The sequence below is a fragment of the Candidatus Brocadiaceae bacterium genome, from assembly GCA_012728835.1.
In the GTDB taxonomy this organism is placed as follows: domain Bacteria; phylum Planctomycetota; class Brocadiia; order SM23-32; family SM23-32; genus JAAYEJ01.
Genome location: JAAYEJ010000058.1, coordinates 1 through 12837 on the forward strand (window position 1 = coordinate 1; position 12837 = coordinate 12837).

9 protein-coding genes are annotated in these 12837 nt (G+C 69.7%); 5 read left to right on the plus strand and 4 right to left on the minus strand.

The annotated features are described in order from the left end of the window. Window positions 1-283: 283 nt before the first annotated feature. Window positions 284-1825, minus strand: coding sequence for a xylulokinase (gene xylB / locus GXY85_08675; protein ID NLW50897.1), 1542 nt, complete (start codon window positions 1823-1825; stop codon window positions 284-286). Between the two features lie 178 nt (window positions 1826-2003). Here xylB and GXY85_08680 point away from each other — a divergent pair, with 178 nt between their 5' ends. Both GXY85_08680 and GXY85_08685 read left to right on the plus strand, forming a co-directional pair. After that, a complete protein-coding gene (locus tag GXY85_08680) occupies window positions 2004-4826 on the plus strand; it encodes a DUF5060 domain-containing protein (protein NLW50898.1) in 2823 nt (940 codons plus the stop codon). Between the two features lie 93 nt (window positions 4827-4919). Beyond that, complete coding sequence (locus tag GXY85_08685) at window positions 4920-6863, plus strand: hypothetical protein (protein NLW50899.1); 1944 nt, start codon at window positions 4920-4922, stop codon at window positions 6861-6863. 19 nt (window positions 6864-6882) lie between these two features. On the opposite strand, the gene GXY85_08690 is transcribed toward GXY85_08685, so the two are convergent. Then, the gene (locus GXY85_08690; protein ID NLW50900.1) at window positions 6883-7668 is read right to left on the minus strand and encodes an amidohydrolase; all 786 of its coding nucleotides are present in this window, start codon (window positions 7666-7668) and stop codon (window positions 6883-6885) included. Beyond that, window positions 7665-8414, minus strand: a complete 750-nt coding sequence (locus GXY85_08695) for an amidohydrolase family protein (protein NLW50901.1) — start codon at window positions 8412-8414, stop codon at window positions 7665-7667. Before GXY85_08695 ends, GXY85_08690 begins: the two co-directional genes overlap by 4 nt. Window positions 8415-8586: 172 nt before the next feature. Between GXY85_08695 and GXY85_08700 the strand changes: the two genes are divergently transcribed. Further along, on the plus strand, window positions 8587-9057 hold the full coding sequence (locus tag GXY85_08700) for a GtrA family protein (protein NLW50902.1): 471 nt from the start codon (window positions 8587-8589) through the stop codon (window positions 9055-9057). Continuing rightward, window positions 8999-9709 (plus strand): CDP-alcohol phosphatidyltransferase family protein, encoded by a 711-nt coding sequence (locus tag GXY85_08705; protein NLW50903.1) that lies wholly within the window; start codon window positions 8999-9001, stop codon window positions 9707-9709. The genes GXY85_08700 and GXY85_08705 overlap by 59 nt, the downstream gene beginning before the upstream one ends. A 10-nt stretch (window positions 9710-9719) precedes the next feature. On the opposite strand, the gene GXY85_08710 is transcribed toward GXY85_08705, so the two are convergent. Then, complete coding sequence (locus GXY85_08710) at window positions 9720-12362, minus strand: hypothetical protein (GenBank protein ID NLW50904.1); 2643 nt, start codon at window positions 12360-12362, stop codon at window positions 9720-9722. 248 nt (window positions 12363-12610) lie between these two features. Between GXY85_08710 and GXY85_08715 the strand changes: the two genes are divergently transcribed. Beyond that, window positions 12611-12837 (plus strand): helix-turn-helix domain-containing protein (locus tag GXY85_08715; protein ID NLW50905.1); only part of this gene is annotated, 227 nt, incomplete at its 3' end.

Below are 12837 nucleotides of genomic sequence, written 5' to 3' on the forward strand. Positions count from 1 at the left end.
ATGCAGAATCCTCGCCGCTTCCTCTTGAGTCCTCTTGCCTTCCATCACCGACGCCATCACCTTGAGCAGATCCCGCTCCTTCTGGCTCATCTCGATCCGGTCTCCCTCCATCCGCTCTCCTTCCACCCGAAGGAAAGCGGACATTTCTATCCGCCGAAGACCGGACATTACTATCCGCGTATGACATACAGAAAATTCCTGATGTCAACCGCAGATAGAAATGTCCGCTCCCACGATCGCGCCGCACGGAGCGCCTCCAGACGCCGGAAGGCGGGGGGGCCCCTCAAGGCTGCAGCCGTTCGACCGCGTCGGTGATGGCGTCGAAGTCCGATTCCAGGGACCGGTAGAGGTTCCGGAACAGCGGGTAGAACGCACGGTAGGCGCGCATGGCCGCCTCCTGCGGTTCGTGTCGCTCCACCACCGAGATGGCCTGCGTGCAGGCTTCCTCGACCGTGCTCCAGGTTCCGGCGCCGACGCCTGCCAGGAGGGCGGCGCCGTAGGCCGGGCCCTCGTCAGCGTTGATCGTGCAGACGGGCCGGCCGTAGACGTCGGCCTGGATCTGGCGCCAGAGCGGGCTGCGCGCGCCGCCGCCGGACAGGCGGATCTCCTCGGCCTCGACGCCCAGCTGGCGCATGATCTCCAGCGAGTCTTTCATGGCGTAGGCGGCGCCCTCCAGCACGCTGCGGACGATCTCGGGGCGGCCGTGTCGCGGCGTCAGGCCGACGAACGCGCCCCGGGCGTTCGGGTTCGCGTGCGGGGTCCGCTCGCCGGTCAGGTAGGGCAGGAAGATCAGCCCCTCGCATCCGGGCGGTGCCTGCGCCGCCCGCTCACAGAGCAGGTCGTAGGCGTTCGCACCGCGTTGCGCGGCGCGGCTCCTCTCGGGTTCGCCCAGGGCGCTGCGGAACCACTGCAGGGAGCCGCCCGCGCTCAGGACGACGCCCATCATGTGCCACTTGTCGGGCACGGCGTGGCAGAACGTGTGCAGGCGGCCCCGGCGGTCGGTCGCCACCTGGTCACTGAACGCGAACACGACGCCGCTGGTGCCGATCGTGGCGCTGAGGACGCCCGTGCGGACGATGCCGTTGCCGACGGCGCCGGCGGCCTGGTCTCCGGCACCTCCGACGATGGGCACGCCGGCGGGGATCCCGAGTGCGCGCCCGGCCGATTCGCTGACCGACGCGCTGACGGCCGGCGATTCGTAGCAGTCGGGCAGCAGCGCCCTGTCGATCCCGAGCGTCGCGAGCATCTCCTCGGACCAGCGGCGGTTGCGCACGTCCAGCAGCAGCGTCCCGCTGGCGTCGCTCACCTCCGTGGCGAATGTGCCGCTGAGGCGGAAGCGCACGTAGTCCTTCGGCAGAAGGACCTTCCTGCACCGGTCATAGTCGGCCGGTTCGTGCGTGCGGACCCACAGGAGCTTGGGCGCCGTGAAACCCGTCAGGGCGGGGTTGCACACCAGCTCCAGCAGGCGCTCCCGGCCGACCTTGTCGGTGATCTCGCGGCACTCGGCAGCGGTGCGCTGGTCGTTCCAGAGGATGGCCGGCCGGATGACCTCGCCCCGGCCGTCCAGCATGACCAGCCCGTGCATCTGCCCGCTCAGGCCGATGCCCGAGACCTCCTCGCCCCGGACGCCGGCCCGGGCGACGACGTCGCGGACCGAACGGCAGGTCGCCTGCCACCAGTCCTCCGGATGCTGCTCGCTCCAGAGCGGCCTCGGATTCGAGGACGGGTATTCGTTCGTCGCGGCGGCCAGCACTCGGCCCGATTCGTCGCACAGGAGGGCCTTGGCGCCTGTCGTGCTGACGTCGATCCCCATCAGATAGCCCATCGGACGGCCTCCCGTTGACGCTGAGAACCGCACTCCGGCCGACGCTCCGGGCAGTTGTCTACCATCATCGGTGTCGCGAAAGCAAGCCCACCGGCAGGAATGCGGCCTTGTGCTTTCCGATCGGCGGGGCGGCGCACTATGATGGCCGGAACGGATTGCGGAAGGGAGGCCGTGCGGAATGCGTCTGTTCTGGGCGACGGTGTGCATCGGCGTGCTGTGCGGATCCGCCTTCGCGGTGCCGCGGCTGGAGGTGGACGCGCACGGCGACGTCGTGCTCGCCGTGCCCGGCCGCCCGCCGGTGCAGGCCCACGTCTTTGCCCACTACGACGGCTGGGTCTGGCGCGGGGCGGGCCTGGTCGAACGCCGCCGCGAGGGCGCCTGGGAAGGCGCCATCACCAAGAGGGCGGAGGACGGGGACGGGGGCGTGGGGTTCCTCAAGACCGCACGGGAGATTCCCGGCGGCGTGCGACTGAACTACGAATTCACGCGCCGGGGCTCCATCGACCTGCGGCGCGGCGTCTTCCTGGCCTTCACGTTTCCCTACGCGGACTACGCGGATCGCGAAATCGCCTTCACGCACGCTCCCCCGGTCCGGATGGCCGGCCGGTTCGACGTCTCCAGCCGGGGCTGCAGCGTGCCGCTGACCGACCAGACCGCCCTGCACATCGAATGCGACGAGCCGACGCGCTTCATCTCCTGGATCGAGGAGGGGCGGAGCATTCACCTGAACGTGCGGCTGGTGCCGAGCGGATTTCGGGGCCGCGCACGGGGCGGCCTGTCGCTGCGGCTGGCCGAGCCCGTCGGCGTCGACCCGCGGTGGAGAACGCCGTCCTCGGCGCGGCCGCTCATGCTGCTCGGGGTGCGGGCGGAGCGGCGGGTCGTACGCCGCGGCGAGCCGGTGGAGTTCCTGGTGGACCTCGACGCGTCCTACGACAACCCGTTCGACCCCGAGCAGGTGGCCGTCGACGCGCGGGTGCGGACTCCCTCCGGCCGGACGGACGACGTGCCGGGCTTCTACTGGCAGGGCTTCCGGGCGCGATACGAGGGAGGGGAGGAACTGCTGACGCCCGAGGGCGACGGGGGTTGGCGGGTGCGCTACACGCCCCGCGAGACCGGCCGCCACCTGGTGACCGTCCGCGCGCGGGATGCCGGCGGCCGGGCCCTGGCCGAGCCGGTGGCGTTCGAGTGCAGAGACTCGGATTCTCCCGGATTTGTACACGTCGGCGACGCGCCCGACGGCGGGCCGCGCTACCTCGCCTTCGAGGCGGGGGAGACGTTCTTCGCCATCGGGCACAACGTGACCACCTACCGTGCGGACCTCCCGGACGTCTTCCGGCGCATGGCCGGCGCCGGCGAGAACTACACGCGGTTCTGGATGTGGTCCGCCGCCCTGGGGATCGAGTGGGGCCGACCGCTCGGCCACTACCGCATGGACGAGGCATGGCGACTCGACCGCGTCTTCGAGCTGGCCCGCCGGCACGGCATCTACGTCATGCTCTGCCTGGACACCCACCAGGACGTCATGGAGGGCTGGCGCGACAACCCCTACAACGCCGAGCGCGGCGGCCCGTGCCGGACGGTCATGGACTTCTTCCGCTCCGAGGCCGCCCGTGCCGCCTACCGCAACCGACTGCGCTACATCGTCGCCCGCTGGGGTCACCATCCGAACCTGCTCTGCTGGGAGTTCATCAACGAGGTCGAGGGGTTCGAAGGAGCGTCGCGAAACCGGCAGGACGTGGCCCGATGGCATGAGGAGATGGCGGGCGTCGTGGCCGACCTGGACGTGTTCGACCATCCGATCACCACGAGCCTGTGGACGACCGAGGGGTGGCCGGAGCTCTGGGATCTGCCGGCGATGGACATCGTGCAGAGCCACTGGTATGCCAACGATCCCCATGCGGACATGGCCCTCGAGGTCGCCGCGATCTGCGCACAGAAGCTCCGGGGGGACCCGGACAGGCCCCACCTGTTCGGCGAATACGGCGTGGACTCGTCCGGCGGGACGGACCGCTCCGATCCCGGCGGGGTGCACCTGCACAACGGCAACTGGGCGGCGCTGATGTCCGGGGCGGCCTCCAACCCCGTGAGCTGGTGGCATGAGGAGTACATCGATCCCCTGCGCCTCTACGGCGTCTACCGCGGGCTGGCCCGGTTCGTGGCCGGCGAGCCGCTGGCGGGCCGGTGCTGGCGGCCGATCCCGGCGCCCGCGGTGGAATACGTGGACCCCCGGCCGGTGGAGGGCCGGGACCTGGAGTTCTCGGGCCTCCGCGCCGGCTGGGACCGTTCCGTGCCCGAGGGGCTGCGGTTCGCGCTGCGGCGCGACGGCACCGTGGAGGGGCGGGATGAGCTTCCGCAGACGCTGCACGGCCGGGCGCAGCCGGACCTGACCTCCTCGCTGACGTTCGAGCTGGACTGCCGGGCGCCGACGCGTTTCTCCGTGCGAGTGGGCGAGGTCAGTATGGGGGCCGTGCTGCACTTCCACGTGGACGGACGGCGGGTGCGGACCGCCGACCTGCCCGCCGGGCCCGACCTGGGCCGCAGCAGCCGGTGGCGGGGGCGCTGGGGGATCTGGCAGACGCAGTACGACGAGTGGTTCGGCGTGGACGTGCCAGCAGGGCGCCACACCGTCCGGATCGAGAACACCGGAAAGGACTGGCTGGAGCTGCTCGCCCTGCGCGCCGACGGATACGTGACGCGTGAGCGCCCGCCGCTGCGTGTGCTGGGCATGGCCTCCGAAGACCGCCTGCTGCTCTGGGTTCAGAACGAGGAGCACACGTGGTTCAACGTGCGCGACGGCGTGCGCATCCGGCCCGCCGCGCCCAGCCGCATGGCGCTGGAGGGCCTGGCGGACGGGACCTGGAGCGTCCAGTGGTGGGACACGCGGCGCGGCCGTGTGACGCGCACCTCGTACCTGACCGTTCGGGAGGGCCGGGTGACGGTGGACCTGCCCGAGGTGCGCTGCGACCTGGCGCTGAAGCTGATCCGGCACGGCGGGCGCTGACGGCGCGGACGGATTCGCGACGGTGGACTTGATTCGCGAGCCGGTCGCACCTATACTGCCGCCGCGTCGGTGCTTTTTGTCGGGAGCGCGCATTTGACCTGGCGGGCATTCATCATCGGGCTTATCTGTGTCGTGGCCTTGTGCCTGCTGGTACCGGTCAACGACTACCGCATCGGCAACACCTTCCTCACCGGCAACCATTTCCCCGTCGGCGTGTTCTTCTTCCTCTTCGTGCTCACTCTGGGCGTCAACGGACTGCTGAAGCTGATCCGCCCGGCCCGGATGCTCCGCCAGGCCGAGCTGATGCTCATCTGGTGCATGATGATCGTGGCCGCGACGGTGCCGGGCAGCGGCCTGATGCGCCAGTTCCCGCCCATGCTGGCCTCGGCCCCGTACCTGGCTCAGAGGCCCGATCTGACCTGGGAGGACGACGTTCTGAAGAACGCGCCGCCCGGGATCCTCCTCAGCAACGACCCGAGGAGCCCGGCGGCGCGCAAGTTCTTCGAGGGCACGCCGCGGGGCGAGCCCGTGCGGGTGCCGTGGGGTCAGTGGGTCCGGCCGTTTGTGACGTGGGGCACGTATGTGGGGCTGTTCTACCTGGCCACGATCTTCCTGTGCGGGTTGCTGCGACGTCAGTGGGTGGATTCCGAACGGCTCTTCTTCGCCACGGCGCGCGTGCCCATGGAGTTCACCGAGGGCGTCCGGGAGGGGAAGTTCCTCCCGAAGGTGATGCGCAGCAAGGCGTTATGCATCGGGGCGGTCCTGACGATCCTGTTCGGCCTGTTGCGTCTGGCGCCGCTTCTGACCGGGGCCGACGCGGGCTGGCGGGTGGTGATCCCCATCCAGCAGATCCTCGAGGAGACGGCGCTCGACTACGTGCTCGTCAGCGACGGGAAGATCTATCCGCTGGCGATCGGGTTCGCCTTCCTGGTGCCCAGCGACGTGTCGCTGAGCGTCTGGTTCTTCTACGCGTTCATGTGTCTCCAGATCGTCATCGCGCAATCGATCGGCCGGCCGCTGGAGAGCGGTCGGTCGGGGCCGTTCCTGCTGTGGCAGCAGTCGGGCGCGTTCCTGGCGATGGCGGTCGGGATGCTGTACATGGCGCGGCGTTACCTTTGGGGCGTGGCGAAGATGGCGTTCGGCGGCCGAGGGCCGGACCAGAGCGAGGAGCCGATCCACGGCGGGCTGGCGTTCTGGGGGCTGCTGTTGTCCCTGGCGGGTCTGGTGGCGTGGAACCTGCATTTCGGGGTCTCGCTGGGTGCGGCGCTGGCGCTCGTGGCCCTGACGTTCTCCATCGTGCTGGTGCACATGCGGATGGTGGCGCAGGGCGGCCTGTTCTTCACCCAGCAGGGCTGGAGCCCCACCTGGTTCCTCCACCGCATCAGCGGCGGGCGCATCTTCGGCGCTTCGGCGGCCGTCGTCGCGTCTCTGCAGGGGGCGATGTTCATCTCCGACTCCCGCGAACTGCTCGGTCCGCACGCGATGAACGCCATGCGGATCTCGTCCCTGTTCGAACGGCGCAAGAAGCTGCTGCTGCCCATCATGCTCATCACGCTGGTGGTCGCCCTGGTGGCGGCGACCTACTCGACCATGCAGTGGGTCTACTACGATCGGGGGGTGCTGAACGTTCCGATCGGTGCGAGCCACCTCTACCATCAGGAGAACCGGTTCAACGGCATCAGCACGATGATCTCCCGGCCGCGCCAGGACGCCCGGTGCCTGTGGGGCGGGCTCACCTCGGGCGTGGTCGGGATGGGCATCCTGATGGCGTTGCGCGGCACGTTCTACTGGTGGCCGATCAGCCCGCTCGGGTTCGCCATCACGGTCTCATGGTGCACGCGTGAGTTATGGTTCTCGTTCTTCCTCGGGTGGCTCGCCAAGGCGCTGGTTCTGAAGTTCGGCGGCGGCCCTGTGCTGCGAGGCGCCCGGCAGCTCTTCCTCGGCGTCGTTCTGGGGGAGAGCTTGACGATCAGCGTCATTACATTCCTCGGCCTCCTGACCGGCCTGCGTACGGGCCCGATCTTCCTGCCCTACTGACGGCCCGGCCGGCGGCGCCCTACGTGCGGATCTGCGCCAGCAGCCGCCGGGCGTTGCCCGAGAGGATCTGCTCCTTGGCGTTTTCGGGGATCTGCGCCCCCAAGACCTTGCCGAGCTGGTGCGACATGTTCAGCGGCAGGTCGTCGGCGCCCCAGACGATGCGCTCCAGGGGCACGTTCTCGAACAGCGTCTCCACGGCCCGGTAGGTTGCGCTGCTGGTGCAGAGTTCCAGGTAGGCGTGTTCGACCTGCCCGGCGATCCGGATGTGGTGTTCGACCTGCTGCGCGCCCGCGTGGGCGAGCACGAAGTTGACGTCCGGGTAGCGCTCGGCCAGCACCGGCACGTCGTCCAGCCCCGCCTGGCCGCCGTAGGCGTGCAGAAGCACCGGCAGGCGCCGCTCGTTGGCGATCTCGAAGGCCGGGGCATAGCCGGGGTACACGTAGTCGTAGCCCATCAGCACCAGCATCTTGATTCCCGTGAAGCCCTGGGCCAGCCTGCGCTCGACCTCCGTGCGCACGGCCTGGGGGTCGCCCGGCCATACGTAGACGTAGCCGAGCAGCCGGTCGGGGTACTTCCGCATCGCCTGGTGCATCAGTTCGTTGCAGGCCTCCATCCGGAAGCCCGACCGGGCCAGCGAGCTGACCAGCGACGTCCGGACGCCCGACTGGTCCATGGCGCGCACCAGGTGGTCGGCGGGTTCCTCGCCCCACGGCACGGGGCCCATCATCAGGTGCGCGTGCATGTCCACGATGTCGTACTCGGCCAGCGACTCGCCGCGGCGGCCTTTCTCCAGCAGTGTCGTCATCGCTGTATCCCCCCCATCAGGCGGTCCAGATTGCCCGAGCCGATCAACTGCTTGTCGCCGTCGCCCAGGTCTGAATAGGTGAGCATGGTGATGCTCGCCATGGGTTCGGCGTAGGGGAAGCCCGTGCCGAACAGAAGGCGCTCCGCTCCGACGTGGCCGGCCATCGATTCCAGCCCGAGGTGGACGCTATAGGGGCTGCCGACCGAGAGGTAGACGTTCGGGAACGCCTTCATCAGCGACACGAGCGTGCGCTGCGAACGGTAGCCGAGGCGGTACATCACGAGGGGCAGCTCGGGGTAGCGGCTTGCCACGTCCGCGACCTGCTCGAAGTCGAGCGCCGAGTTGCGGCAGAGGGCCGGGATGCGGCGTTCCTGCAGCAGGCCCAGCAGCGTCCCGCAGCACCAGTCGGCCAGGCTCCACCCGTCGGCGCCCGGCCGCAGGACGACGGCGCCGCTGCCGTTGGCCAGCGCCAGGTCGATCTGCTCCGCCTCGGTCGGCACGTCGCCGTGGCCGGTGGGGAGCACGGTGGGGCAGGGGACGAGGGATGCGTTCGCTGCACACGTCTCGTAGAGCAGGGCGTTCGAGTAGACGGGGTTGCCGTCCATCTCGTCGAACTCCGTGCGCACGAGCGCGCGGGCGATGGACAGGCGGTCCATCTGTGCGAGCCATTCCTCCGGTGAGGGGACCCACGGGTGGCCGCGGCGGCCGCCTCCGAATCCCGTCTGCGCGTCAAGTAACTCGATCATCGCTCTGCGTCCTCCGTTGACGGCCGGCACCGGGCCGGCGCGGGGCCTCCCACGCTGCAGACTAATGCCCTTGGGCCGACAGGTCAACGCGCGAGGCGGCACTTGCGGGCACGGCGCGAGCGGGTATGCTCTCTTGTGCGGCGGGCAGCGACTCCTCAGTTCGGGAGAAGGGATGGGCAGACGGGAGGTCATCGGCCGGGTGATTCGGTTCCAGGTCGTGGCCTGGGTGGGCACTGTGGTCAACTTGGCCGTCCTCTACCTGCTGCACGGACGGCTGGGCGTGTCGCTGCCGGTGGCCGGCGCGGCGGCGATCGAGGTGGCCATCGTGCACAACTTCACGTGGTACTACTTCACCACGTGGCGAGACCGCGTCGCCCCGGGCGGGCGCGATTACTTCGGCCGCCTGTTGCGCTACAATGTGGTGACGGCGTCGATCGACTTCGTGGTGACGTTGGGAATGCTCTGGGTGCTCGTGGAGTTCGCCGGGGTGCATTACCTGGTGGCGGACCTGGCGGGGATGGTGGCCGCTCCGGTGGTCAAGTTCTTCGCCAACGAGTTCCTCCTGTTCAAGAGGGTGGCGGCCGATGACAAGCGAGCAGCCGAACGCGCGGCGCGAGATCAGGACCCTGACGGGGCCGTTTGAGGCGTACGTCCTCCCGCGGATGGCGGCGGCTCTTCCCCGGCGGGTCACGCCGGACCACCTGACGCTGCTCGGCATGGTCGCGGCGGTGCTGATCGTCGCCGGCTACTGCCTCACAAACCTGAGCCCCTGGTGGATGGTCCTGGCGAACGCGGGCCTGGTGGCGCACTGGTGGGCGGACAGTCTGGACGGCACTCTGGCCCGGGTGCGGAGGATCGAGCGGGAACGCTACGGCTACTTCGTCGATCACATCTGCGACGCCCTGAGCGCCCTGCTGATCTGCACGGGGCTGGGGCTGTCGCCCTACATGGACTTCCGGGTGGCGCAGTTGCTCGTCGTGGGCTACCTGATGATGAACATCTACGTGCATGTCGCCACATACGCGGAGGGGCGGTTCAAGCTCTCCTACGGCCGCTTCGGGCCCACTGAGGTACGCCTGGCCCTGTTCGCGGTCAACGTCGTCGTGCCGTTCTGGAACCCGCCGGTCCACACGCTTCTCGGCGTGCCCCTGCGCGCGCTCGACCTGGCGGGACTGGCCGTGACGGGCATCCTGCTGGCGGTCTTCCTCGTCTGCTCAATGCGCGACGCAAGGGAACTGGACCGTCGCGACCGGGCCGCCCGTGTCGGGGGCGGCCCGGACGGCGGCCGGTCGTAGTCGCGGCGCCTCAGCCCAGTGCCTCCATCATGCGGCCGGCCGTGCCGGACGCGCCGGTGAAGTACAGCACCGAGCCGGAGAGCGCCACCCGGTCTCCGGCGATCGGTCGGCCCACGATGTCCACGCATGCGGCGCCGCTCGGGACTCGGACGGTCGTCTCCCCGGCCGCCTGCCAAAGCACCAGCACTGCCTGCTCCTCGGTCTCGAAGCCGACGCAGTAGCCGTCGTCGCCCAGGCGCCGTTCGCCGACGAACCGCCGCATCTCGCCCATCATGCGTGCGTAGACGGACAGGGCGGGGAAGAGCCTGGCGGGGGTGCCGCCGTATTTGAAGAAGCAGCAGCCGTCGTGCGCGGTGTTCACGTGTCCGCCCACGCCGGCATGGAAGAAGAACCGCTCCGCTCCGCGCGCCGTCAGCAGCGCCAGGAGCCGGATCGTGTACTCCGCGCACTCCCGCTCGCCCGGCAGCGCCCGCTGGCCCAGCCAGGAGCCCCGCGGCGGCCACGACGGCTCGATGAGCGGCAGGTCCTCGCCGTAGTAAGACATCTCCGTGACCCAGATCGGCTTGCGGCCGCCGTGTTCGTCCATCTCCTGGAGCATGAGGTCGGTCTGCGGGATGAAGTGCTCCGGGGTCAGTTCGCCCCGCGCGGGGTACATGTGCAGCACGAACGCGTCGATGCAGTCCATGCGGCCGGCCTCGATCACCTCCTTGGTGAGCTTGCGCGGCGAGCTGCCGATACCGCCGATGACGATGCAGTCGGGGTCGGCCCGGTGCATGGCCGCGTAGGCCGGCCTCAGGAGCGCCACGTAGTCGGCCGGCTCGTAGCCGCCCTCGCCCTGGGGCAGGGCGTAGTGCGTGTAGATCGGTTCGTTCAGGAACTCCCAGACGCGCACGCGGTCCCTGTAGTGCCCGACCGCCCGCTCGACGAACTCGGCCAGCCGTGCGGGCCTTCTCGGCGCCCAGGCCAGATCGCGCGGCACGCGGCCCTTGCCGGCGGTCTCGGGGGGGGCCGTGGTGTTCCACTTCGTGGAAGGGTAGGGGGGCAGCAGGGCCATCAACTGCACGTCTTCGCGCACGATGCGGTCGATCTGGACGTCGCCCACGTCCCAGTGATACTCTCCGGGGGCCGGTTCCAGGTCATTCCACTTCAGCGACCAGTCCCTGTACCACGTAATTCCCGCCTTCTTCGCCTGCCGGGTCAGATACGGGTCGGCGAAAGCATGGTTGACGCCGAGCACGCTGTCTCGGGCCGTGGGGGGCGCCACGACGGCCATCCGCTGCCACCGGTCACCGACCAGCCCCGCGCCTTCGCAGCGGGCGTGCAGCCGGTAGTAGCCCTTCCAGTCGGACGGCAGGGCGACGGTCACCTCGGCCGTCGCCCGGGGTGCGACCTGCACGGACGCTGGCGGCAGATGCACCGGCCGGTCGAAGAAGTCCGTGACCTCGAACTCCATGTTTACTCGGGCCGCTTGGCCACCGGCGTTATGCGCGCGCAACGTCAGGGCGGCCTCCTCGCCTTCGACGAACACCCCGCCGTCCGCCGTCGGCTCCAGCCCGGCCTCCACGGGGCCGTGGGGCTCGTATTCGGACGCCCTGCTCCCGGCCTCGAGCTGGACGGCGTCTACGTCCACGACCGCGTCGAGGTCCACGTGGATGTCCACCGCGCGCATGAGGTCGGGGCCGACGGTCACGAACAGGTGGGGATTGGCCGGGCGGAAGGTGAACGTGTAGCGCCGCCACTCATCGGTCAGGGCGACGCGTCGGCGCAGGTCCTCGGGCCCTTCTCGGCGGCCCTGGCCCAGCAGGTCCTGCGTGCGCACGCCGAGCGTGGCCGTGGCGCCCGGCCGGTTGGCCCGCAGGGCGCACGAGAGGGTGTAGGCCCTGCCCGGCCGCACGGGGATCCACCCCAGGTTGGCCGCCAGGACCGTGCGGATGCGCATCGTCATCGGCTCGTAGTATCCCCAGTGGAACACGAGCGCATCGTCGGTGCCCATGGGGACGCGGAGGAAGCGGTTGCCGTCGACGCCGCCGGAGCCCTCGACGCGGCCCGGCAGCCGGTCCAGGTTGGCCCAGGAGATGGGCTCTCCGACGGCCGCCCAGCCGATCTTGCCCAGTTCGAACGATCCGTTCGGCACGAGGTTCCGGCCCGGTCCGGGGGGTGCGGTGTGGACGACGCGGACCTGTGCGGGGTCGAAGTCGGCGATGCGCACGTCCGTGAGGTACAGGGCGCCCGGTTCGCGGATCTGGAAGCGGAGGCGGCCCCGTTTGCCGACGGAGCGGTCGGCCCGGAACGGGACCCGCTGCTCGGCCCACCGGTCGGTCACCCAGAGGTGGTGATCCAGGCCGCAGGACGGGCCGTCCGGCCCGGCCGCGATGGTCACCGCAGCGGTCTGCTCCCTCAGTCCCTCGGCGCGCGTCCGGCAGACCAGCTCGTACCAGCGGCCCTTCTTCAGGCGCAGCCCGCCGGCCTGTTCCAGCGTCACGTAGCGGGAGGCGAACGGCCCCTCGCAGCGGCGGCACTCCAGGCGGACGCAGGGGCGGCCGTCGTCCCGGACCGCTCGGGCTTCGAAGTCGACGTACTCCGTATCGCCGGACGCCGTCCATGCGGCGGGCGTCCCCTCACGGGCCCGGGAGAAATCGCCGTTCTCGATCATGTTCCGCTCTCCGCCTGGTCTATCGGGCGAGTGCCGCACTGTCGCTCCGGGGCCTCCGGGGGGCGCTGAGGCACGCGGCCGGACGCGTTCGGACGGACTCAACCGCCGGCAGCGTAGCAGAGCGTCCGGCGCGGCGCAAGGCGGGGCGCGCGTGTCATACGCGAATAGTAACGTCCGGTCTTCGGCGGATAGAAATGTCCGCTTTCCTTCGGGTGGAAGGAGAGCGGATGGAGGGAGACCGGATCGAGATGAGCCAGAAGGAGCGGGATCGGCTCAAGATGATGGCGTCGGTGATGGAAGGCAAGAGGACTCAAGAGGAAGCGGTGAGGATTCTGCATCTTTCCGAGCGGCAGATCCGTCGCATCCAATGCGTGCTGGAAGCCGAAGGCGATTCAGGCATCGTGCACAAGCTCCGGGGACGGCCTTCGAATCATCGCATCGACTTGATACATCGGGGCAAGGTCCTGGAGCACTA

Coding starts and splice junctions, on each gene's coding strand:
- xylB (NLW50897.1), bottom strand. CDS start 1,825: ATGGGCTATCTGATGGGGATCGACGTCAGCACGACAGGCGCCAAGGCC.
- GXY85_08680 (NLW50898.1), top strand. CDS start 2,004: ATGCGTCTGTTCTGGGCGACGGTGTGCATCGGCGTGCTGTGCGGATCC.
- GXY85_08690 (NLW50900.1), bottom strand. CDS start 7,668: ATGACGACACTGCTGGAGAAAGGCCGCCGCGGCGAGTCGCTGGCCGAG.
- GXY85_08695 (NLW50901.1), bottom strand. CDS start 8,414: ATGATCGAGTTACTTGACGCGCAGACGGGATTCGGAGGCGGCCGCCGC.
- GXY85_08700 (NLW50902.1), top strand. CDS start 8,587: ATGGGCAGACGGGAGGTCATCGGCCGGGTGATTCGGTTCCAGGTCGTG.
- GXY85_08705 (NLW50903.1), top strand. CDS start 8,999: ATGACAAGCGAGCAGCCGAACGCGCGGCGCGAGATCAGGACCCTGACG.
- GXY85_08710 (NLW50904.1), bottom strand. CDS start 12,362: ATGATCGAGAACGGCGATTTCTCCCGGGCCCGTGAGGGGACGCCCGCC.